Source organism: Streptococcus oralis (genome assembly GCF_023611505.1).
In the GTDB taxonomy this organism is placed as follows: Bacteria; Bacillota; Bacilli; order Lactobacillales; family Streptococcaceae; genus Streptococcus; species Streptococcus oralis_CT.
In genome coordinates this window covers 314512-337075 of the sequence record NZ_CP097843.1, presented here as the reverse complement: position 1 = coordinate 337075, position 22564 = coordinate 314512, and the positions used below count along the sequence as shown (strand labels likewise).

The following is a 22564-nucleotide window of genomic DNA, read 5'->3' as shown; positions in this document are numbered from 1 at the left end:
CCTTATGAAATCACTAGCTAGACTACTGATCATTCATGTTTTTATCAGTATCTTTGTTACCTTTTTCCTACTTTCTGGACATATTGAGCATCCTTTCTTGATTATCTTTCTTTTATTCCTTCCTGTATTGAACAAGGGACAGAGATTCCAGAAAATCCAATCAAAAAAATACGTCTTCTAAACGCATCTCTCTGTTTTATCCTCATATCCTTTCCACAACTTTTAGCCAACCCTGTCCAATGGAAATTTCTAATATTCCTAGTCGTAACCATCATCTCAAGTTTGTCCTACTTCTATAACTTTTATCAAGTAGTTAAAGAAGTAGATCAAAAACAGTTGATTTAGAAGATTACTCCAATGAAAAAAGAAGATTTCACCACTCGCTTACTCAAACTATTCTTTCACATACAAGGCCCCTTTGATGAATGCCGCCAAGAGATAATCTACAGGGCTGGTGCTCGTGCCTTGATCCAAATCGTTTACTCCTCTCTCCTACTCTTCTTGTTCTATCTCCTATTTGGACGCTTCATAGAGTTGGTTCGAGATGCCATGCCCTACCTCTATTTTGGACTTATCTTCGCCCTCTCATCTAGGGCGAGACTAGCAGTTCGCGACTTACATTTGGACAAGGACGACCAGTCCGAGATTCATCACAAAAGCTACAGCAAAAGTCAAATCAAAGTTCGTAGTTGGGGTGTATTCATCAGTATTCCAATTGGCTTGTTTGTCTTATCAGCCTTTCACAAACTCTTTGTTCAGCATCTTCCCCTCGATACCTTTTGGGACAATCTCTCTCAGTTCGATAAAATACTCCCTTTACTAGTCTTGGGTTTGGGAATTGGTGCCATCTTTGGAACCATGATCTACGCCTTTTTATCGGAACACGTTAAAAAATAGAGCAAGATTCGCTAATTTCTCATTTTATAGGCAAAGAATCCCACCTAGATCGTTCTAGGTGGGATTTCCTCTTCAATTCATAGGATAATTTCCAAAACATCTACTGACCCTCGTCACCAATTCTCCCACTGGGTTTCAATCTTGACCTCACCATAGTTGCTTGGCGAGTACTTGCTGTCATAAATGGTACACCAATCTTTCAAGACTTTCTGGTTGACGATTTCGTCGTAGTCCTTCTCTAATTCTTCTTTGGTTATGTTATATTTTTTTAAATAGTTTCTTACTTTTTCTTCATCATCAAGATATTGACCTGGTTGCCTTGGCTCTTCAAAAATCGCAAGCCCTTTTTTGAGAATTTTCTTTTTTATATTATAGTGTGCTGAATACCATAGGGTAATATCCGAATTAATCCTTTTTTCAAAACGTATCGTCATTCCTTTAATACCTTCTCCAAAATTAAAGCTAATACTTATGTCTTTATAACCTTCAGGATGAGTTTGATACTTCCCTGAAGGGGTGTATGCAAAATATTCTCCATCGTTAGGCCAATCGGGTCTGATTTTAAACCCATCTATGTTTCTTAAAATATTATTTGACCGATATGTTTTCTCCGTTTCTTGGTAGATTTCATCAAAAATGTTTTTAGGTTGACGCACAAAAAAGTAGAAACAGGATAATACAATTAGTGCGAACAACACTATTAAAGCTAATATTTTTTTCATCATCATTCTCCTAATCTGCCACAGCTTCTAAACGATTTAAAAACTTGGACACTCCTGGATATTTTCTTTCAATATATGTTTTAAGAGCATCTTCTCCATCTAGCTTAATATCCGTTGGTCGCAAACTATCATAAATAGTATCTCTGACTGTATCCCAATCCTTATTTTTTAGGAATTCTCTTTCTCTCTGAGAGGAGTCTTTTTGAAGGTCAGCATAGTAAGAAGATGTGGCTTGGTCATAGGATTGTCCCTTCTGCATACGGCCGATAAGATTGACCGAGTCCAAATCTGCCTTGTAATCATCCTCGCCAATGCTTGGTTTCATATCCGTAGAATTTTTAGTCGTGTCTCCCTCCCATCCAGAAAGATCTTTGACATTCTCTCTACCGCCATAGACATCAGCTAACTGAACTTGATTAGGATTAAGATGAGTAGCCATAGTGATGGACTGGTGGGTAAAGTCTGCATGGCCCGCTCCATTGTTAGAATAGGTCTTCAGTTTGCTATCCCAAAATTGGTCAAAGTTACCCTTATCACCATAAATCCCTTCATAAGTACTTTTATAGGAATCATAATGGTTAGTTCCATTTTTTTGATCATCATCCTTAATTTTTTCTATGTTATCAGATTCCCCACTTGACATCTCATGCTGCAGTCTAAGATTATAATACAGTTCTTTGGCCTTTTCTTCTTTCAATCCCAGTTCTTGATAAATTTCAAGAATTGGTTTTAAAGTTCTCAATTTTTGGCCTGTCTGCGGATCACTCACAAATTCGTAATAAAAATATTGCCACAATCCACCTGCCGTTTCATTCCACTTAAAATCATTATAGTTTGCCGCACCGACGACTCGCAAAAAGATATAGTCACGGAACTCTTGGCTAGAGGTTGGGAACTTCTTATCTATCCCTTGCTTGATGGTCAAGAGTTGCTGGGCTGTCTCTGCATCAAAGCCGTATTCTGCCATCATGGTCTGGACAAAGGCCTTCTCTTGACGACTAAGTTTTATGTCCTTTGTGTCAGAATAGGCAGACAGGTAGTTGGCCCAAGTCAAGTCAGATGGAACTTTAAAGACTCCCGTCTTTGCATCCCAACTCGTTTCAATCTGGGCCAGTCCACGACTCAGTTGAACATCGATACTGTCTAGTTCGTCGAACAGTCCTCCTGAGTAGCTATCATAGGCACGCAGGTTTCTCAAGATTGTTTCATAGACGCGTTTATTGGCATGATGTCCTCGCATGAGTTCCACATTACTGCGTCTCAATCTCCCCTTTTCTTCACTATCCATGGTCAAGCTCGAAAGGGATTGGTTGACTTCATCTAGATAGGCAATCATTTGGTCTTCCTGTCGGATCTTATCAAGCAGATCATCCTCACGCCAACTCTTGCTGTCGACCATCGTTTGGTAGTCATCTGGTAATTTCTTGATGACTTGAGAGAAGGTTTCTGCATAGAGTTGTCCCCCTTTGCTCAAGGGTAGCAAGACACTTGCAAAAAAACTTCTAGCCGAATCATAGGCATCGCCCTTTAGACTCTCTGTATCCTCTGAAAACTTTTGGATGGCTGATTGCAAGTCTTGATAAGCTTCCACCTGTGATTGGCACATGGTCGCTACACTCGAACTTTGTAGTTGTGATTGTTCCAAGTACATATCAATGCCCATGACGTGTCTCCTCCTCTCTTTCTAGTTCCTTGCGTCTTTCATAGTAAACCGCATCCAAGTCTCCCTCTAAACGGAACTTTTCTTTTTTCAAATCATCCATGCGGTAGCTGAGGTCCTCAAGGATTTGGTTTTTAAGTTGGTTTCTTTGCAGGAGCGTTTCTTCCAACTGTCCTGCATATCTGCTCTGATAGGCCGCCTCCCACAAATCACTTTGATAACAGTGGCTAGCTCTATCATATCCTTCAAAGGTTTCTATCAGTTCTTTGGTGCGATACTTCTCTTTTTCATTGTCTTCTAGCTGGTACAAGAGTTCTCGCTCTCTTTTCTTCAACTCATCTAGCTTGCTCATGCATTACTCCTAAAACTATTTGCAGCAGCCTCATCTACCGCCTCAAAATCACTCGCTACAGAGTGAAGTCGTTCGGAAGTTAGGGTGACAGCGGCTGTTATCTGACTAGCTAGATTTTGATCCTTTGTCAGACATTGATGAGCCTTGTTATTCCCTTGAAGGGTCGTTAAGTCATCCTGACTAGCCGCAGCGATCGCTGTTAACGATTGACAAGCATTTTTAAGCTGAGTCGCATATGTTTGCGCAAGATTTATATCACTTTTTACTGTTGACATGGCTGTTTTATCCTTTTTCTGATTCCCTAGTGATAGGTACACTCCATTTAGCTATATAGGCCTATTATACCATGTTTCATAAAAGGAGCATCATTTTGTCCTGATTTATGTACAATTGTGTATTATTTTGACAACTTCTCCCATCCAACTCGACGAAAAAAAGAAAAACTGTTACAATGTAGAAAAAGAAAAGAGGCCCTCATGACCAGTATATATAATTTTTCCGTTTTAAACCAAAACAACCAAGCAACTCCCCTGGAGAGCTATCGTGGCAAGGTTCTCTTGATTGTCAACACTGCTACTGGATGTGGTTTAACGCCCCAGTACCAGGGACTTCAAGAACTCTATGACCGCTATCAAGATCAGGGCTTCGAAATCTTGGATTTCCCTTGCAATCAGTTCATGGGACAAGCACCCGGCAGCGCAGAAGAAATCAATAACTTCTGTAGCCTACACTATCAGACTACTTTTCCTCGTTTTGCCAAGGTCAAGGTCAACGGCAAGGAAGCAGATCCTCTTTATCGTTGGCTAAAAGACCAGAAATCTGGCCCACTAGGAAAACGAATCGAATGGAATTTTGCTAAGTTTCTCATTGACCGAGATGGGCAAGTCCTTGAGCGCTTCTCTTCCAAAACAGACCCCCAAACCATCCAAGAGTCTCTTCAAAAAATACTCTAATTTCTTTTTAAAACGTATCCTTTCATTTAGTTTGAGCTCTAAAAGGATGCGTTTTTTCTTTAAAAAGTAACTGATTTTCTTTAATTTATATTTATTTTTTTGCTTTTTGCTCTTGCAATTCTTTCATTAATTTAGTATATTTGTTATATTAAAAGTTTTCAGTCATTTTAAGGGAGAAATGACCTTTTAAATTTTTTTATCTTAAAATGAAAGCGCTTTATAAATAGGAGGTAAGGTGGCTTACAAATTATCAGAGAGTTTTTCATTAAATCAAGTTGTAACCAAGTCAGACTTGGGCTCGGGCAGTAGCTGACTGCCTTTCTAAAAACTAGGAGTATATTATGAATCGATACCTTTTTGAAAAAGGGCAAACATTTAGCATTCGGAAGTTGACTGTAGGTGTGGCCTCTGTCATCGTCGGACTGGCGTTTTTTGCTTCTGGAACCGTGCGTGCGGACGAAACCTCCCCTGCCACGACATCCAATCTTGACAAACAGATTGAGCAAGTCACAGATATAGAACAGACCAAGGCTGAACCAGTCAAAGAAGAAGGCCGAGTAGAGACTGAAAAACAAGAAACACCTGTTGCCGATACCAGCAATGCTGATTTGCTCCCTGAAGACATCCAGGACCGTGCCTATCCTGACACACCTGTCAAAGGACTCGACACGACTACTATCGTTGACCAGAAAGCTAGTCCAAAAGTAGAAACTAAGAGCATTCTAAAGGATAAGGAAGAAGCTCCAAAAGAAACTGAGAATGGAAACCGTGCTATTATTAACGGTGGACAAGACCTCAAACACATCAACTACGAGGGACAACCTGCAACTGCTGCTACTATGGTTTACAGCACTTACAATGCAGGAGAGCAACGTTACCTCGTTTCAGGATCTGGTATCTTTGTAGCCCCTAACCTGATCCTTACTGTTGCTCATAACTTCCTAGAAGCAAATAAAGAAACTGGCGAAGGTCACATTCGTGGTGGGAAATCTGCCCAGTTCTACTATAACGTTGGTTCAAACAGCGAAAAGAAAAACTCACTTCCATCTTCTGGAACTACGGTTTTATTTAGAGAAAAGGATATCCATTTCTGGAATAAGAAGGAGTTTGGAAAAGGCTATAAAAACGACCTTGCTCTTATAGAAGCTCCTACTCCTCTTCCAATTGCTAGCCCAAACAAAGCAGCAACCTTTGCACCTTTAGCAGATCACAAGACGCATCAACCAGGAGAATCCATTAGTACGATTGGCTACCCAACTGACTCGAGCTCGAAAGAGTTAAAACAGCCTATCCTAGCTGGCCAACTTTACAAGGCAGACGGAACTATCCGATCTGTTGAGTCTTATGATGATAAGGGAACGACCGGTATCACCTACCAAACCACTTCTGTATCTGGTTTGTCTGGTGGTGGGATTGTAGATAGCCAAGGAAAAGTTCTCGGTGTTCACCAACACGGAACCGTTGACAATGGTGTTCCTGAAAAGGATCGCTTTGGTGGCGGACTCGTCCTTTCACCTGAACAACTGAAATGGGTTAAGGACATGATTGCCAAATATGGTGTGAAAGGCTGGTACCAAGGAGATAACGGAAATCGTTACTACTTTACCGATGAGGGGCGTATGCTTCGGAACGAAACAGCTGTTATCGGAAGCAACGAATATTCCTTCAACCAAGATGGGATTGCTACCTTAACCAAGGGAGTTGAATACGGACGTGTGGTTATTCAACACGAAGATGAAGAAGGAAATCCAGTCAAAGATAATGATACTTTTATCGAACAGACGAGTGTCGGAGCAGAATTCAACTATAACTTTAAGTCAGAAATCGAGAAAACGGACTTCTATCAGAAGAATAAAGACAAATACGAAATTGTATCCATTGATGGCGTAGCAGTCAATAAACAACTAAAAGATGCTTGGGCTGAAGAGCACAATGTTGTCAGCAAAGCGCCTGCCGGTACACGTGTCATCAAGGTGGTCTATAAAGTCAACAAAGGCTCCTTCAAAGTTTACTACCGTCAAAAAGGAACCACTACTGAACTAGCGGAAGCGACAGTTGATAACAATGACGGCCAAGAGTATGACGTTTCCTTTGTCAACACCTTCCATGCAAAAGACATTGCTGGCTACCGTCCAGTAAAAGTTAGCTTGGAAGCAACTATCCAGCAAAAAGGGGTGAATGAGGTCGTCTTTGAATATGAGCCAGTCGCTAATACAGCTAATCCAACGACTCCAACACCACCAGTAGCTCATCCAGAAGATAAGGAAACCGAGATTGGCAATCATGGGCCTCTTCCAAGCAAGGCTCAACTCGATTACCACAAGGAAGAATTGGCGGCCTTCATCCACTACGGAATGAACACTTATACCAATTCTGAATGGGGAAATGGGAAAGAAGACCCCCGATACTTCAATCCAACCAACTTGGATACTGACCAGTGGATTCGCACTCTGAAGGAAACAGGCTTCAAACGAACCATTATGGTTGTTAAACACCACGACGGTTTCGTTGCTTACCCTTCTAAGTATACAGATCATACTGTAGCTGCTAGCCCATGGAAAGATGGAAAGGGTGACCTTCTCGAAGAAGTTTCCAAGTCTGCTAGCAAGTATGACATGAATATGGGTGTTTACTTGTCACCATGGGATGCCAATCATCCAAAATACCATGTTGCAACCGAAAAAGAATACAACCAATACTATCTCAACCAACTAAAAGAAATCCTTGGAAATCCAAAATACGGAAATAAAGGGAAATTTATCGAGGTTTGGATGGACGGTGCGCGTGGTAGCGGTGCCCAAAAAGTAACCTATACTTTTGATGAGTGGTTCAAATATATCAAAGAAGCTGAAGGAGATATCGCCATCTTCTCTGCTCAACCGACAAGCGTTCGCTGGATCGGAAATGAACGTGGTATCGCAGGTGACCCTGTATGGCATAAAGTGAAAAGAGCCAACATCACAGACGATGTGAAAAACGAATACCTCAACCATGGTGACCCAGATGGTGATATGTACTCTGTGGGGGAAGCTGACGTTTCGATCCGTTCTGGTTGGTTCTACCATGACAATCAACAGCCGAAATCACTCAAAGAGTTGATGGACATCTACTTCAAGTCTGTTGGTCGTGGAACCCCTCTCCTTCTCAATATTCCACCAAACAAAGAAGGAAAATTCGCAGATGCAGATGTAGCTCGCTTGAAGGAATTCAAGGCAACTCTAGACCAAATGTATGCGACTGACTTTGCGAAAGGTGCCACTGTAACAGCAAGTTCTACTCGTCAGAACCACCTCTACAAGGAAAGTCACCTGACTGACGGTAAAGATGATACTAGCTGGGCGCTCTCAAATGATGCCACAACCGGTAGCTTTACAGTCGATTTAGGACAAAAGAGACGCTTTGACGTTGTCGAACTCAAAGAAGACATCGCCAAAGGTCAACGTATCTCTGGTTTCAAGATTGAAGTCGAAATCAACGGTCGCTGGGTGACTTACGGTGAAGGTTCAACTGTTGGTTACCGTCGCTTGATTCAAGGTAAACCTGTAGAGGCACAAAAAATCCGTGTAACCATCACTGGTGCTCAAGCAACTCCAATCTTGACCAACTTCTCAGTCTACAAGACACCAAGCAGCATTGAAAAGACAGATGGCTACCCTCTTGGACTTGAATACCACTCAAACACAACGGCAGATACAGCCGGAACAACTTGGTACAATGAATCTGAAGGTGTTCGTGGTACTTCTATGTGGACCAATCAAAAAGATGCCAAAGTAAGCTATACCTTCACAGGAACCAAGGCCTATGTCGTCTCTACAGTCGACCCAGGTCATGGAGAAATGTCCGTCTACGTTGATGGCCAAAAAGTTGCGGATGTGCAAACTAAGAACGCAAGCCGTAAACGCAGCCAAAAAGTCTTTGAGACAGGTGATTTAGCACCAGGCCAACACACTATTACTCTTGTAAATAAAACAGGCGAACCAATTGCTACAGAAGGGATCTACACCCTAAACAATGATAGCAAGGGAATGTTTGAACTCGAATCTACTAACTACGAAGTCGAAAAAGGAAAACCAGTCACTGTTAAAATTAAACGTGTTGGTGGAAGCAAGGGAACTGCTACTGTTCGCTTCATCACAGAACCTGGAACTGGAGTTCACGGTAAAGTTTACCAAGATACAACTCAAGATGTGACTTTTGAAGATGGAGAAACAGAAAAGACTGTGACCATCCCAACGATTGACTTTACAGAACAAGCCGACTCTATCTTTGACTTTAAAGCCAAGCTCACTTCTGTTTCTGATGGTGCCCTGCTCGGTTTCGCTACCGATGCAACCATCCAAGTGATGAAAGCTGAATTGCTGATCAAGGATCAAACAAGTTATGATGACCAAGCTAGTCAGTTGGATTACAGTCCTGGCTGGCACCATGAAACCAATTCCGCAGACAAGTACCAAAAGACGGAGTCTTGGGCTTCCTTTGGTCGCTTAACTGATGAGCAAAAGAAAAAGACAACCGTAACAGCATACTTCTACGGTACTGGTCTTGATATCAAGGGCTATGTTGATCCAAATCATGGTATCTACAAAGTCTTCCTAGATGGCAAAGAAGTTCCTTATCAAGATGGCATGGGAAATGCGTCGACTATTGATGGTAAGAAATACTTTAGCGGTCGTGCAGCCCAACGCCAAGGCAATCAAACTCTGGTTAGCCTAAAAGGTCTGGACGAAAACTTGCACGCAGTCACCCTTCAACTCGATCCTGATCGAAACGATTTGTCTCGAAATATCGGTATTCAGGTAGACCAATTCATCACTCGTGGCGAAGGTAGCGAACTCTATAGCAAGGCAGATATCATCCAGTCTATCTCTAAATGGAAAGATGATCTGTCAAACTTTGATTCAGCAGGCTTGAAAAATACGGCTACTGCACGCCAAGCTTTCCAAGCAAATCTAGAAAAATTGAGGAACCAACTCAGTACTGATGCTGTGGATGTTCAAGAAGTCATGTTAACGGTCAGTGCCTTACAAGATATCCTAAGCAAGGACGAAAACTACCAAAAACCTGGCGAAGGACCTAGTCCAGAACAGCCTGCTGAACCGAAACAGCCGGAAATCGAATACAATAAGGCCATGGCTAGCTTGACAGAAGCCATCGAGAAAAAAGTCGGTGAGCTTGGATCCAACAAGGAAGCTAAGAAGAAATTATTAGAAATTGCTGACCAAGCCATTGCTGCAATCCAAGAAGCTAAGACTCAGGAAGCAGTCAATCAAGCGCTAGAAACTGCTCTCGAACAAATCAGCAAGCTCGAAGCAGCTCAGCCTGAAAAACCGGCGCAACCTGAAAAACCAACTCAACCGGAAACTCCAGCTCAGCCTGAAAAACCTGCTCAGCCTGAAAAACCAGTTCAGCCTGAGAAACCTGCTCAGCCTGAAACTCCAGTTCAACCGGAAAAACCTGCTCAACCGGAAAAACCTGCTCAGCCTGAAAATCCGACTCAACCTGAGAAACCTGCTCAACCTGAGAAACCAGCACAACCTGAAACCCCAGCGCAACCGGAAAGTCCAGTTCAACCTGAGAAACCTGCTCAACCGGAAAAACCTGCTCAGCCTGAAAAACCGGCGCAACCGGAAAAACCTGCTCAGCCTGAAAAACCGGCGCAACCGGAAACTCCAGTTCAACCTGAAAAACCAACTCAACCGGAAACTCCAGCTCAGCCTGAAAAACCTGCTCAGCCTGAAAAACCGGCGCAACCGGAAAAACCTGCTCAACCTGAGAAACCAGCTCAACCTGAAACCCCAGCGCAACCGGAAACTCCAGCTCAGCCTGAAAAACCAGTTCAACCTGAGAAACCTGCTGAACCTGAGAAACCTGCTGAGCCTGAAAAACCTGCTCAACCGGAAAAGCCAGTTCAGCCTGAGAAACCGACGCAACCGGAAACTCCAGTTCAACCTGAGAAACCAATCACTTCTTCAAGTCCTGAGGAAGGGGTTAAAGACCTTGTCTTTACACTTCCAAGCTTGGAAATCGTCAATAAGGTAGTACCGTTCAAGACTATTCGTCACGAAAACCCACAATTAGACAAAGGAAAAGAGCAAGTTCTATCAGAAGGAAAAGACGGTCTTTTAGTTGAGTATGTTGAAGTGGACGGTGATAATCGCAAGGTTCTCCAAACAGAAGCAACTCCAGCTCAAGATCGAGTGATTGAGGTAGGTAGCAAACAAAGCTCAGTTGGTACAGAAGCGCCACCAGTTGTGACTCTTCCTGAGTATGTTCTACCAAGAGAGACTGAAAAACCGACTCCAGCCGTAACAGATAATTCATCAGCAAAAGATGAAAAAGCTCCTATTACAGCTACGGTCAAAGAAGACAAGGAAAGAGAACTCCCTGCAACTGGGGAACAAGAAGCAACTGCTTTCCTCTTCTTGGCAGTCATTACTTCTATCTTGTCTCTCCTCATCTTCCAAAAGAATTTCAAAGACTAATAACCCTCTTTGATTGATTCTTTCTAATTATTCAGTTCCCCCGTTGAGAAGACCAGTTGGTCTTCTCTTTTTCTATTTTGAATGATTAAATTAAGTGCACCATTTACCACAAAATACTTCATAAGGAGTTTCCATGTTAAGACATTTTCGTTGTATATTATTAAATTTATCTTCCCACAGCGATAAGGCTAGCAATATCAGCACATTTCTTATTATCAATTTTTAGAGAAAAAAGAAATTCAGCCATCCATATCACGTAAGGGTAACAATCCAGACAATGGTATGATGGAATCTTTCTTTGATATTTTATAATTAGAGATGTTTTATGGTTTTGAAAAGGAGATTGTCAATTACATAAATTACTACAACAAACGAATTAAAGTCAAACTAAAAGGACTTAGCCCTGTGCAATACAGAACTAAATCCATTAACCTTGTTAGTAGACTGAAAATGATGATATTATGGCCTCCTTATCTCAAATACTGCTGTATGAACCCACTCATTATGAATTTGTAAGTCATTTTCTATAACCCTACTAAAGGTGAAGCCATTTTTTAAAAGCACCCTCTGAGAGGCTAGATTACCTGTTGCCGTTCCTGCAATGATTCTATTGAAATCATAAGTCGTGAAGGCTTTTTCTAAAACGAGTTTAACCGCTTCGCTGGCATAACCTAAATTGTTAACATTTTCCCCAATCCTATACCCAAGTTCTGCTGTATTTCGATCACTCTCTAAGACACTTAAATTGATTCTCCCAACCATAACACCTTGCGAATTTCTAATAAGATGCATGTAAACAGCACGATTCCTTTGTCCCGTTAACAATTCCCTTGTAATTTCTTTAAAACCTTCTAAATCAAAAAAGTTAGCTGGTCTAGGAGGTAAATTTCGTTCAAAATACTCTCGATTTTCTTTTTCAAAAGAATAGACGTCTAGACTATTTTCTTCAGACAACAGCTCTAAACTGATCATTACAAATCCTCTCCCATCATTATCTACATTCAAATTTTCTCATGTTTACGCAAAGTGAAATTTACAGAATTTAAAGAGATTCTTTTATTTTCTGTATAGTTTCTACATTATAACACAAAATACTATGGATAAGCATAATGTTCAAGCGCCACACCAGCAAAACAAGCTGGAGTTTCGCTTGAAGAAATTTCTGAAGCGCTCACCCATAGTGATACGATTACAACTAAGACCTATGTTAACACTTCTAATGTGATTCCAATGGCTGTTGGAAAATTTGCTTTAAAGTCTCTAAAACAATAAGGTAAAAATAAGGTGAACTTTGAGGTAAACTTTTCAAAAAAAACACGAAAAAAGCACCCATAAGGTAAACTTTTGAGTGCTTTGAAACGTTGATAGTATCGTATTGATTAACGTTTTGAAAATTGTGATGCTTTACGAGCTTTCTTAAGACCTGGTTTGGAAAGTATGAGTTTCATTTGGACTAAAAATAGCGTAATATCAAGGCTTTTCAGAACTAAAACCACTTATTTATTTCATAAAATTTGAATCAATATTTTTTAAATAGGGGAATTTCTTAACGCATAACTTTCAATCCTCCCCTCTTCCTTCTTATCCTAATAAAGTTTGTAATATTGGAATAACAACGATAAATAGAATCGTACTTAAAGTCACTACATTCGTAGAGAATTCCACATCTCCTTTTCCTTGATTAGCAAGGATTGGGAGAACAGCCAGAGATGGTGTAGCAGACTGAATCATAAAGGTCTTAAATTCTACTGTTGCCATATTTGGGGCAAAAAACTTCAATACAAGAAGCATGATCAGAGGAGCTAGGATAAAGCGTCCAACCAAGGTGACAATTGTATCTTTATCAAAAGCAATGGTATTCAAGCCTGCCTTAGCAAGAACAATACCAATATAAATCAGAGATAGGGGAGTGACGATGTTTCCAACATAGGTTAAGGTATTCGTTGCGAAATCTGGAATAGAGATTCGGAGAATCAAAAATAGCAGGGCGACAAGAAAACCTACAAGCGGAGCTGGTAGCAATTTCTTCCAGTCAAATTTACTTGTCTCCTTGCTTTGACCCGATTTACTGTCACTCGTCATCAAATACACGCCCAATGTCCAGGTGGAAATCGTGTTGGTGATATAGTAAATTAAGAAATAAGGAAGGGCCTGATCCCCAAAAAGAGCAACGTTTAAAGGTAAACCAATAAAAATAGTATTGGCATTCACAAAGGTATTAATCATAGTTCCTCGCCGTCCTGGACGAACCTTGAAAACCACAACTGCAATATAAGCTACGATATAACCCAAGATAAAGGCCACAAATGTATAAAGGAGACCTCCAGAAAGACTGATTAGTTTATCTAGTGTTAGATATTTCATCACCGACACAAAGATTGACGCTGGCAAGGCTACATTCATGATCAAACGAGATAGGTTAGGTCCAAAGGCATCTCCAAACCATCCCTTCACCTGAAGAATATACCCCAAAACAATAATAGCGATAATCGGAATGATACTCGTAATCGAGGTTAAAAAGAGTGACATAGGTATCCTTTCTAAATTACTTAAGTCCACAGCCCATATAAATTTGTCGCTAGCGAATGATAGACAGCAGCAATGAATTATTTATACTCTGGATACCATTTCAAATCACGAACTGCTTTAGCCATATCAGTTTCTTTAGCACGTGCAAGACCTTGTTCTTGCGCTTTTTTAGCGACTGCTTCTGCTACTTTAACAGAAACATCTGCTACATACTTGAATGGTGGCAAGACAGGAGCTCCTGGTTGACCTGGATTGATAATACCACTCAATGAATGAGCCGCTGCTCCAATCATTTCATCTGTCAAAAGACTTGCTTCAGAAGCCAGCATACCTAGACCAAGACCTGGGTAAATCAATGCATTATTTGCTTGACCAATCACATAGTCTACACCTTTATAAGAAACCGTATCAGCAGGAATTCCTGTTGCGACAAAAGCCTTACCATCTGACCATTCAATCAAATCTTTGGCACTAGCTTCTGCTAGTTTGGTTGGATTTGACAAAGGGAAGATCATCGGACGCTCTGTATTTTCACACATGGCCTCTACTATTTCTTTAGTGAAGGTATTAGGCTGAGTCGAAGTTCCTACAAGAATGGTTGGCTTCACAGTCTTCACTACTTCAAGCAGGTCAGTCAACTTGTCTGCGTTACTAAAGTCAGCACGTTTCTTAGCAAACGGTTTTTGTTCAGGAGTTAGGTCATCCATGTCATCAAAGAGAAGACCTTGTTTATCAACCATAAAGAAGCGTTTATAAGCTTCTTCTTCAGAAAGACCTTCACTCACCATTTCGCGAAGAACACGAGAAGCAATTCCTGCACCCGCAGTACCACCACCATAGCAGAGATAAACTTGATCTGTTAATTTTTCACCACTAATATCTAGTGAACCAAAGATACCACCCAAGGTAACGATTCCTGTACCTTGAATATCATCGTTAAAGGTTGGAATTTGTTTCCGGTATTTTTCAAGAATATTGGCAGCATTCAAGCGACCGAAGTCTTCCCAGTGAAGGTAGAGTTTAGGAAAGAGACGTTCTGCTGTTTGAACAAATTGGTCAATGAAGTCGTAGTAACGATCTCCGCGAACCCGTTCGTGACGATTTCCCAAGTAATTAGGATTGTTACGAAGTTCTTCACGGTTAGTTCCTGCATCAATGACTAAAGGAAGGACCATAGAAGGATCGATTCCAGCAGCACCCGTGTAGACCATCAATTTCCCAACAGAAATATCGACACCATTTGTTCCCCAGTCACCGATTCCAAGGATTCCTTCTGCATCTGTTACAACAATGAGACGAATCTCGCGATTCCCAGCAGCATTTTTCAAAGTGGCTTCAATATTTTCAGGATGATTGATATCAAGATATCCCGCATATTGTGGATCTACAAAGAGGTCACTATAACCTTCAATGGTATCAGCAATGGTTGGATCGTATACAATTGGATTGAATTCCTCCAAATGTTGAGAAAAGAGGTAATAGAAAAGAGTCCGGTTCGTATTAAAGATTTCCATTAAGAACAAACGTTTTTCCAGATCATTGACCTTTGTTTGCATTTGTGCATAGGTTTGCACTGCTTGCTCCTCGATGGTTTGAACGTAAGGTGGCAATAACCCAATAAGGCCTAGTTCCTTTCGCTCCTCTAAGGTAAAGGCAGTACCTTTATTCAGGAAAGGGTTGTTTAAAATATCATGTGCAGTCATAGTGCAACCTCCTTTTTACTTCTATTATACCACTTAAAATGAATTGTTTGGAAAACTTTGTTGTTTAAAAAATACAATCGTGTGCGCATATGTTATAATGAGTCTACGAAGGCAATTTTCTAATAAGCTCTTTATACTTAAAACACCATTATTAATGGCACTTTAAGTTGTTATATTTTATAAAGTTCTGAACTCATAAAACTCTCAATGATCACTCTTTACTAAAAGTTTCGAGCAAAAGAAACTAATCATACAAATTGGCAATCCGAATTAAAATAAATATCATATAAGTTTGTTATGCAATACTTTGTATTTTTTAAGATGTTTTTTTGTCATGCAAAACTTGTATTCTATTTATATGACGAATAAAAACTATTTACAACAATATATTTCCCAAAAAGTGAAATATTTTCGAACACAGAAAAAAATGAGCCAGGAAGAACTTTCGGAACAAGCAGGACTTGGGCTTAAGTATATCAATCAACTTGAAAACCAAAATGTGAATCTGACCATTCACAGTCTTGAAAAAGTGATTGTCGCCCTAGAGATGACCCCAGAGGAATTTTTCAATTTTGATAGCCTTGAATCAACCTCTGATAAGACCGACAATCTTTCACTCAAAAGAATCAACATGAAGATTAAACAGCTCCCTATTGATAAACGAGAAAAGATGTTAGTCATTTTTGAAAGTATCTTAGATAATCTTAGATAACCTTTGATATCCCTGACTCACTTACATTTTAACCGGTGAATACTCGTATAGTCAAATTGTAGGATACGGATAAAAAGTATTTATCTGGTGATTTCCACTTATTTTCCTTCTCCAACTAATGAAAGTGAGCCCATATGAATTTAAAAGATCTACAATATTTTTATGACCTCTGCCAGCTTCAATCCTATACGGAAGTAGCAAAACAACACAAAGTCAGCCAACCATCTATTTCTTATGCCATCAAGCGCTTAGAGGAATCTTTTAATTGCAAATTGATTCACCATGATCCTTCACATCGCTCCTTTAAACTAACTAATCAAGGACAAATCCTTCTGAAGCATACAGAACTGATTTTACCTGAGGTTATTGCTACTCGCAAAGAAATTAATCGCTCTTTGGCGCATTGCTCTACTGTAGGATTCCCTCCTATTATCATTCAGTATCTTTTCTCTGTCTTAAATAAAGAAACTGAATTTGATTTTTTAAAAAAGGTGCGCCCTATCCGCGGTGGCTCCGTAGAATTATTAAATCTTCTCCTTAAGGGAGAACTAGATGCGAGCTTACTCGGCTTGATTGAACCACTCAATCATCCTTCAATAGAGACACATGAACTCTTTCATAAAGAACTGTATGTTGTTTTATCTAAGAACCATCCTCTTGCTACTGCTCTTTCCCTCACTTTTGAAGATTTAGTAGATCAATCCTTTATACTTTTAGACGAACACTTTGTTCACCTGAAAGCTTTTGAACTACTTAATCAAAAGCATCAAAACAAGGCAGAAATATTCTTCAAGAGTGACGACATTGTCATCATTAAAGAACTTTTAAAGAAAGGGATTGGCGTTAGTTTACTGGCTGATATCGCACTTTCTGATGAAGATGATGATTTAATAAAAATCCCTCTAATACCGGAGGACCAGATAACATTTACAGTTTATTACGCTTATCTCAAATCAGCTACACTGTCATCAGAAGTAGAGGATTTATTTAATTACAAACCAAAAGAACTTGGCTCTTTGTCAACTGTAGTAGGTTGAAGAAAAGCTAAGCTCGAGAAAGGACGAAATTCGTCCTTTCTTTTTTGATGTTTAGGGCGATAAAAACGCTTATCACTCAATTTACGGCTATCTTGTTCAATGAGTTTCCAGTAGCGCTTAATAGCCTTGTATTCAAAAGATTTTCGTTCAAACTGATTCATGATTTGAACACGCACACGACTCATAGCACGGTTTAAGTGTTGGAGTAAAACAGTCCAGTGGACTGTTTTAGCCTGAGTTCAGAAATATAATAACGAAGGGTGAAAACGATCGAGAACGATTTTAGCACATGGAAAAGGCTGTTTAGCTAATTCATAGTAGGGACTAAACATATCCATAGTAATGATTTTCACCTGACAACGAACAGCTCGATTGTAGCGAAGAAAGTGATTTCGGATGACAGCTTGTGTTCTTCCTTCAAGAACAGTGATGATATCGAGCTTTTCAAAATCTTACGCAATGAAACTCATCTTCATCTCCCGATTAAAACAGTCACTTCCCTAACTGTTTCAACATCCCATGATATAATCTCAGGAAGATGCGAAAAATCATGCTTAAAGTGGAAGTCATTGAGCTTTCAAATGACAGTTGAAGTTGAAATGGCCATCTGCTGAGCAATATCGGTCATAGAAGTCTTTTCAATTAGCTTCTGAGCGATCTTTTGGTTGATGATACGAGGGATTTGGTGATTCTTCTTGACGATAGAAGTCTCAGCGACCATCATTTTCGAACAATGATAGCACTTAAAACGACGCTTTCTAAGAAGAATTCTAGTAGGCTTACCAGTCGTTTCAAGGTAAGGAATCTTAGAAAGTTTTTGAAAGTCATATTTCTTCATTTGCTTTCCGCAATCAGGACAAGATGGAGCCTCATAGTCCAGTTTAGCGATGATTTCCTTGTGTGTATCCATATTGATGATATCTACAATCTTGATGTTTGGATCTTTGATATCAAGCAGTTTTGTGATAAAATGTAATTGTTCCATATGATTCTTTCTAATGAGTTGTTTAGTCTCTTTTCATTATAGGTCTTATGAGACTTTTTTTCTACAATAAAATAGGCTCTATAATATCCATAGGGGATTTACCCACTACAAATATTATAGAGCCTAAAAAGTAAGCCATCGGCTTACTCTTAATCAAATAGTCGGTGCCTTATTTCCTCTAGAGCCATAATGATAAATGGACAGACGAGCAAATAGAGCCAATCATCAAAACCAATCGGAGCTGTATTAAAGAGAGTGTGGAAAAGAGGTACATAGGACAGGATAATAAAGAGAATGATTTCTAAGATAATCCCCAGACTAATAATCTTATTTGCAAATGGTTTGATTTTGAAAATAGATCCTCTACCTTTGCGACTATTCATAGCCATACCAATCTGCGTGAAGATGATAGCTCCCAAAGTCATGGTTGTTGCCTCTCGATAAAGAGGTCCTGAACTAGCTAGATGATTCAGATGTCCTTGATTAACCCAATAATTAAGGAAGAAGGCACCCATAGCCAAAACAGACTCAATCATACCATACCAAGCAAAGGCTTTTAATAATAATTGCCGATTTAACAAACGATCTGATAGGCGTCTTGGTGGCCTGTCCATAATGCCTTCTTCTGGTGGCTCAACCCCCAATCCCAAAGCGGGCATCATATCTGTTCCAAGGTCAATCGCTAGGATTTGCATAACTGTTAAGGGAAGAGGAATGCGCCCCAAAGAGAACAAGAAGAAAGTAGAGGGTACAGCTTCAGGAGTATTGGAATTAAAAATATAGGTAAGGAATCTTTGAATATTTCGATAAACGGCACGTCCTTCTTCAACAGCATGGACAATAGAAGCAAAGTGGTCATCCGTTAAAATCATATCAGCAGATTCCTTGGCTACGTCGGTTCCAGATACCCCCATAGCTACACCGATATCAGCCTTTTTAAGAGCAGGGGCATCATTAACACCATCACCAGTAACAGCGACAACTTCACCAAGTTCCTGAAGTGCATTGACTACACGATATTTTTGTTCAGGAGCCACACGAGCAAAAACAATCTCGCCTTTAAGAGCTACTTTGAGCTCTTCGTCGGTCATATCTGCCAGTTCAAGCCCTGATATCACTCGTGCATTGTTACCTTTTACAATTCCAATTTTCTTGGCAATACTAAGAGCTGTCAAACCATAGTCACCTGTGAGCATGATAATGCGAATACTGGCACGGTGACATTGCTCAATTGCTTCACGTACACCTTGACGTGGAGGGTCACTCATGGCAACAAGTCCCACAAAGACCATATCTTCTTCGAGGGTCCGCATATCCCACTTGTCTTCTCTAATATCTTCGCTTTCCAAAGGACGATAAGCAACAGCTAAAACACGTAAGCCGTCACGAGCAAATTGATCGTTAGCAGCAAGAATTGCTTGACGTTCTGTAGCAGTCATAGATTTGATTGCTCCTTGACCATCATAATAGTCTGAGCAAAGTTCCATCACTTCTTTAGGCGCACCCTTAGTGATGGAAATATGGTGACTGCCATCCAGACTTTTTTCGAGACTATGTACCGTTGTCATTCGTTTACGATCCGAATCAAAGGGAATTTCTTTGATACGAGGAGCCCAGTTGTGGTTGTCATTTAAATCAATACCTGCTTTTTCTGCAAGAACATTAAGACAAGCTTCAGTCGGGTCTCCCAAGACCGTATAATCGGGATTGTCAGCACTTGGCGCAACCACTTGAGCATTACTAGCCAAGTGAGAAAAGCGAACCAAACGATTCAGGAGATCATTTCCCTTCAGAGAAACAGGGTCACCATCCTTCTCAATATGCCCTTCTGGTGCATAACCTAGCCCAGTCACCTCATAATTACCCGACAAGGTCCATAAATGATTAACTGTCATGGCATTTTGAGTTAGGGTCCCTGTTTTATCTGAGCAAATAACAGAGGTTGCTCCAAGAGTCTCAACAGAAGATAATTTCTTCACTAAAGCATGTTCTTTAGCCATGCGTTGTACAGCCATAGCTAGAGAGAGGGTAACTGTAGGAAGTAACCCCTCAGGGATAAAGGCAACAATCATTCCCAAGGCAAAGATGAAAGCTTGAGAAAGAGGCTGATGGACAAATAGTGTTGCTGCAATCATAAAGAAGAGACCTACAGATACTGCGATAACCGAAATCTGTTTGGTCAAATGGTCCAGTTCCTTTTGCAGTGGGCTCTTTTCCTGAGCTAGGTTTTGCGTCAAGTCTGCAATTTGTCCAAACTCAGTTTCCATACCGATAGCAGATACTATAAAATGTCCTGACCCAGAGGAAACTGTGGTCCCTGCAAACACCATATTGTCATATTCCAATTCAGTCTTATCAGGAGTCAAATCTGCTTGGTCTGATTTATAAATGGGATTAGACTCACCAGTGAGGGCAGACTGATTTACCTGCAAGTCTGTCACAGCAACCAAACGTCCATCTGCAGAAATACGGTCACCTTCTTCAATGAAAACCAAATCACCTGGCACCAAGTCCTGTGCAAGGATTTTATCTTCCTTTCCATCACGAAGAACTCGGGTATAGGATGGAAGAAGCTTATTCAGTGCTGCCGTGGCTTGACTAGCCTTATATTCTTGAATAAAACTAAAGAGACCATTAATGATATTGACCAGCCAAATCGCAATTCCCAACTCCAAGCTATGGGAAATCACAGCAATAAAGCCACCAACCCACAATAAGAGGGCCATGAGACTGGTAAAATGTTTGACAAAGGTCAACCAAATAGGTTCTTTCTTACTTTCTTTCAACTGGTTAGGACCATAAGTTGCTTGCCTCTTTTTTACTTCTTGTGAGTTTAACCCTTGAGGACTTGTTTGCAACACTTGATAAACCTGATCAGGGGCACAGGTTCCTAATGTAGTCCCCTTCTGTCTAGAATCACTCATAATCCTTTCCTCGATTCTAAATCATTAAAGCGATTTCATATTTACACCCTCATTATACTCCTTTTTCAGAAAATGTTGAAAGAAAAGGCTCTATAATTCCTATTGTGGCTTTACCCACTACAGAAATTATAGAGCCGAGAACTTTAGCTTGTATACCCAATAGCTAAAGTTCTTTTGGTAGTGTAAAATAAGCCGTGTAAACACAAACAGGAAGAAATCCGTTATAGTAGAGTTACGAAACATTACTGGAACGAGGTTTATTCCTATGACACAGTTTACTACAAAACTACTTAACTTCTTAGCCCAAAAGCAAGATATTGATGAATTTTTTCGTTCATTCCTTGAAACAGTTATGAACGATCTGCTTCAAGCAGAGTTATCAGCCTTTTTAGGGTATGAGCCTTACGATAAAGCTAATTATTTTAAAGCCAACAGTCGTAACGGAACGTATTAACGTAAATTCAAGGTTCAAATATTTGGGGTGAACAGAAAAAGCATCCCGTATTTTTGATACGAAATGCTTTCAATAAGTGTAAATAAGTTTTAACGTTTACTAAATTGTGATGCTTTACGAGCTTTCTTAAGACCTGGTTTCTTACGTTCAACTTTACGTGAGTCACGTGTAAGAAGTCCTGCGCGTTTCAATGAATCGCGGAAGTCTGGGTCTACTTGAAGAAGGGCACGAGCGATACCGTGACGGATAGCTCCTGCTTGACCAGCGTATCCACCACCTACAACGTTAACGAAAACGTCGTATGAACCTACAGTTGAAGTAACTGCGAATGGTTGGTTGATAACAAGACGAAGGTCAGCGTGTGGGATGTACTCTTCAACATCTTTTTTATTAACAGTGATTTTACCAGTTCCTGGAACAAGGCGAACGCGTGCAACAGCGTTTTTACGACGTCCAGTACCTGCATATTGTGCTTGTGACATACTTTATTGTTCCTTTCCTTAGATAAGTCCTGAAATATCAAGAACTTCTGGTTGTTGTGCAGCGTGAGTGTGCTCAGCTCCAACGAATACTTTCAATTTCATACCTTGAGCGCGTCCAAGAGTATTGTGTGGAAGCATACCTTTAACTGATTTTTCAATCAAACGTACTGCATTTTTAGAACGAAGTTCACCAGCAGAGATTGATTTCAATCCACCTGGGTGGTTTGAGTGAGTGTAGTAGATCTTATCAGTTGCTTTTTTACCAGTCAATTTAACTTTTTCAGCATTGATAACGATTACGAAGTCACCTGTATCAGTGTGTGGTGTAAATGTTGGTTTGTTTTTTCCGCGAAGTACGCTAGCAACAACTGCTGAAAGGCGTCCAAGAGGTACATCAGTTGCGTCAACAACGTACCATTTGCGTTCTACTTGGCCTGGTTTAGCCATGAATGTAGTTTTGTTCATGATTTCTCCTATATGAATATCGTTTTTGTTTACAGGGCGGATGTTCCGGTCCGCGGGGTATTTGAAAGGTTCCGGGGCCTTACAAATGGGGTAAACAATACCGTCTACTATCATACCAAATTTTACTACTAAAAGTCAATAGATATGAAAAATATTTTTGCCGATTTCAGTGTTTAACATCTAGAAAAACCTCGCTTTTGCGAGGCT

15 protein-coding genes and 6 pseudogenes are annotated in these 22564 nt (G+C 40.3%); 9 read left to right on the top strand and 12 right to left on the bottom strand.

Annotation, left to right across the window (positions count from 1 at the left end):
* Nucleotides 1-4: 4 nt before the first annotated feature.
* Together M9H69_RS01830 and M9H69_RS01825 are read left to right on the top strand one after the other, a co-directional pair.
* Nucleotides 5-345: pseudogene (locus M9H69_RS01830) on the top strand (hypothetical protein).
* Between the two features lie 12 nt (nucleotides 346-357).
* Entirely contained in the window at nucleotides 358-897 is a 540-nt protein-coding gene (locus M9H69_RS01825; protein WP_250315757.1) for a DUF3278 domain-containing protein, read from the top strand.
* A 113-nt stretch (nucleotides 898-1010) separates the two neighbouring features.
* Here the strand turns inward: M9H69_RS01825 and M9H69_RS01820 are convergent, their stop codons facing one another.
* Genes M9H69_RS01820 through M9H69_RS01805 form a run of 4 tightly spaced genes read right to left on the bottom strand, consistent with a single transcriptional unit; the run spans nucleotide 1011 to nucleotide 3906 of the window.
* Nucleotides 1011-1619, bottom strand: coding sequence for a TipC family immunity protein (locus tag M9H69_RS01820; RefSeq protein ID WP_250315756.1), 609 nt, complete (start codon nucleotides 1617-1619; stop codon nucleotides 1011-1013).
* 10 nt (nucleotides 1620-1629) lie between these two features.
* Nucleotides 1630-3282 carry a T7SS effector LXG polymorphic toxin gene (locus tag M9H69_RS01815; RefSeq protein WP_250315755.1) on the bottom strand — a complete coding sequence of 551 codons (1653 nt, stop codon included), beginning with the start codon at nucleotides 3280-3282 and terminating at the stop codon, nucleotides 1630-1632.
* Nucleotides 3272-3631 (bottom strand): hypothetical protein, encoded by a 360-nt coding sequence (locus M9H69_RS01810; protein ID WP_250315754.1) that lies wholly within the window; start codon nucleotides 3629-3631, stop codon nucleotides 3272-3274. The genes M9H69_RS01815 and M9H69_RS01810 overlap by 11 nt, the downstream gene beginning before the upstream one ends.
* A complete protein-coding gene (locus M9H69_RS01805; protein WP_250315753.1) occupies nucleotides 3628-3906 on the bottom strand; it encodes a TIGR04197 family type VII secretion effector in 279 nt (92 codons plus the stop codon). Before M9H69_RS01805 ends, M9H69_RS01810 begins: the two co-directional genes overlap by 4 nt.
* Before the next feature lie 201 nt (nucleotides 3907-4107).
* On the opposite strand from M9H69_RS01805, the gene M9H69_RS01800 reads away from it, so the two are divergent.
* The 3 genes and pseudogenes from M9H69_RS01800 to M9H69_RS01790 all read left to right on the top strand — a co-directional run.
* Nucleotides 4108-4584 (top strand): glutathione peroxidase, encoded by a 477-nt coding sequence (locus M9H69_RS01800; protein ID WP_250315752.1) that lies wholly within the window; start codon nucleotides 4108-4110, stop codon nucleotides 4582-4584.
* Between the two features lie 341 nt (nucleotides 4585-4925).
* Nucleotides 4926-11066 carry an alpha-L-fucosidase gene (locus M9H69_RS01795; protein WP_250315751.1) on the top strand — a complete coding sequence of 2047 codons (6141 nt, stop codon included), beginning with the start codon at nucleotides 4926-4928 and terminating at the stop codon, nucleotides 11064-11066.
* Nucleotides 11067-11258: 192 nt separating this feature from the next.
* Nucleotides 11259-11492: pseudogene (locus M9H69_RS01790) on the top strand (IS3 family transposase); the annotation flags it as partial.
* 33 nt (nucleotides 11493-11525) lie between these two features.
* Here the strand turns inward: M9H69_RS01790 and M9H69_RS01785 are convergent.
* Nucleotides 11526-12038, bottom strand: a complete 513-nt coding sequence (locus tag M9H69_RS01785) for a GNAT family N-acetyltransferase (protein ID WP_250315750.1) — start codon at nucleotides 12036-12038, stop codon at nucleotides 11526-11528.
* 141 nt (nucleotides 12039-12179) lie between these two features.
* Here M9H69_RS01785 and M9H69_RS01780 point away from each other — a divergent pair.
* Nucleotides 12180-12338, top strand: a pseudogene (locus tag M9H69_RS01780) (site-specific integrase); the annotation flags it as partial.
* A 107-nt stretch (nucleotides 12339-12445) separates the two neighbouring features.
* Here the strand turns inward: M9H69_RS01780 and M9H69_RS10395 are convergent.
* The 3 genes and pseudogenes from M9H69_RS10395 to M9H69_RS01770 form a co-directional block, all read right to left on the bottom strand.
* Nucleotides 12446-12553, bottom strand: a pseudogene (locus M9H69_RS10395) (30S ribosomal protein S9); the annotation flags it as partial.
* Between the two features lie 94 nt (nucleotides 12554-12647).
* Nucleotides 12648-13595 (bottom strand): AEC family transporter, encoded by a 948-nt coding sequence (locus tag M9H69_RS01775; protein WP_250315749.1) that lies wholly within the window; start codon nucleotides 13593-13595, stop codon nucleotides 12648-12650.
* A gap of 77 nt (nucleotides 13596-13672) precedes the next feature.
* On the bottom strand, nucleotides 13673-15298 hold the full coding sequence (locus M9H69_RS01770) for a malolactic enzyme (RefSeq protein WP_250315748.1): 1626 nt from the start codon (nucleotides 15296-15298) through the stop codon (nucleotides 13673-13675).
* A gap of 358 nt (nucleotides 15299-15656) precedes the next feature.
* On the opposite strand from M9H69_RS01770, the gene M9H69_RS01765 reads away from it, so the two are divergent.
* Both M9H69_RS01765 and M9H69_RS01760 read left to right on the top strand, forming a co-directional pair.
* On the top strand, nucleotides 15657-16010 hold the full coding sequence (locus tag M9H69_RS01765) for a helix-turn-helix domain-containing protein (protein WP_250315747.1): 354 nt from the start codon (nucleotides 15657-15659) through the stop codon (nucleotides 16008-16010).
* A gap of 134 nt (nucleotides 16011-16144) precedes the next feature.
* Nucleotides 16145-17047 (top strand): LysR family transcriptional regulator, encoded by a 903-nt coding sequence (locus M9H69_RS01760; RefSeq protein ID WP_250315746.1) that lies wholly within the window; start codon nucleotides 16145-16147, stop codon nucleotides 17045-17047.
* 53 nt (nucleotides 17048-17100) lie between these two features.
* Here M9H69_RS01760 and M9H69_RS01755 read toward each other — a convergent pair.
* Both M9H69_RS01755 and M9H69_RS01750 read right to left on the bottom strand, forming a co-directional pair.
* A pseudogene (locus tag M9H69_RS01755) lies at nucleotides 17101-18032 on the bottom strand (ISL3 family transposase); the annotation flags it as partial.
* 149 nt (nucleotides 18033-18181) lie between these two features.
* Complete coding sequence (locus M9H69_RS01750; protein WP_250315745.1) at nucleotides 18182-20956, bottom strand: cation-translocating P-type ATPase; 2775 nt, start codon at nucleotides 20954-20956, stop codon at nucleotides 18182-18184.
* Between the two features lie 265 nt (nucleotides 20957-21221).
* On the opposite strand from M9H69_RS01750, the pseudogene M9H69_RS01745 reads away from it, so the two are divergent.
* A pseudogene (locus M9H69_RS01745) lies at nucleotides 21222-21407 on the top strand (transposase); the annotation flags it as partial.
* 92 nt (nucleotides 21408-21499) lie between these two features.
* On the opposite strand, the gene rpsI reads toward M9H69_RS01745, so the two are convergent.
* On the bottom strand, nucleotides 21500-21892 hold the full coding sequence (gene rpsI / locus M9H69_RS01740) for a 30S ribosomal protein S9 (RefSeq protein WP_000075969.1): 393 nt from the start codon (nucleotides 21890-21892) through the stop codon (nucleotides 21500-21502).
* A gap of 18 nt (nucleotides 21893-21910) precedes the next feature.
* Nucleotides 21911-22357, bottom strand: a complete 447-nt coding sequence (gene rplM, locus M9H69_RS01735; protein WP_002876943.1) for a 50S ribosomal protein L13 — start codon at nucleotides 22355-22357, stop codon at nucleotides 21911-21913.
* Nucleotides 22358-22564 lie beyond the last annotated feature (207 nt).

Coding starts and splice junctions, on each gene's coding strand:
- M9H69_RS01795 (WP_250315751.1), top strand. CDS start 4,926: ATGAATCGATACCTTTTTGAAAAAGGGCAAACATTTAGCATTCGGAAG.
- M9H69_RS01785 (WP_250315750.1), bottom strand. CDS start 12,038: ATGATCAGTTTAGAGCTGTTGTCTGAAGAAAATAGTCTAGACGTCTAT.
- M9H69_RS01800 (WP_250315752.1), top strand. CDS start 4,108: ATGACCAGTATATATAATTTTTCCGTTTTAAACCAAAACAACCAAGCA.
- M9H69_RS01750 (WP_250315745.1), bottom strand. CDS start 20,956: ATGAGTGATTCTAGACAGAAGGGGACTACATTAGGAACCTGTGCCCCT.
- M9H69_RS01760 (WP_250315746.1), top strand. CDS start 16,145: ATGAATTTAAAAGATCTACAATATTTTTATGACCTCTGCCAGCTTCAA.
- M9H69_RS01775 (WP_250315749.1), bottom strand. CDS start 13,595: ATGTCACTCTTTTTAACCTCGATTACGAGTATCATTCCGATTATCGCT.
- M9H69_RS01765 (WP_250315747.1), top strand. CDS start 15,657: ATGACGAATAAAAACTATTTACAACAATATATTTCCCAAAAAGTGAAA.
- M9H69_RS01815 (WP_250315755.1), bottom strand. CDS start 3,282: ATGGGCATTGATATGTACTTGGAACAATCACAACTACAAAGTTCGAGT.
- M9H69_RS01805 (WP_250315753.1), bottom strand. CDS start 3,906: ATGTCAACAGTAAAAAGTGATATAAATCTTGCGCAAACATATGCGACT.
- M9H69_RS01770 (WP_250315748.1), bottom strand. CDS start 15,298: ATGACTGCACATGATATTTTAAACAACCCTTTCCTGAATAAAGGTACT.
- M9H69_RS01820 (WP_250315756.1), bottom strand. CDS start 1,619: ATGAAAAAAATATTAGCTTTAATAGTGTTGTTCGCACTAATTGTATTA.
- rpsI (WP_000075969.1), bottom strand. CDS start 21,892: ATGTCACAAGCACAATATGCAGGTACTGGACGTCGTAAAAACGCTGTT.
- rplM (WP_002876943.1), bottom strand. CDS start 22,357: ATGAACAAAACTACATTCATGGCTAAACCAGGCCAAGTAGAACGCAAA.
- M9H69_RS01810 (WP_250315754.1), bottom strand. CDS start 3,631: ATGAGCAAGCTAGATGAGTTGAAGAAAAGAGAGCGAGAACTCTTGTAC.
- M9H69_RS01825 (WP_250315757.1), top strand. CDS start 358: ATGAAAAAAGAAGATTTCACCACTCGCTTACTCAAACTATTCTTTCAC.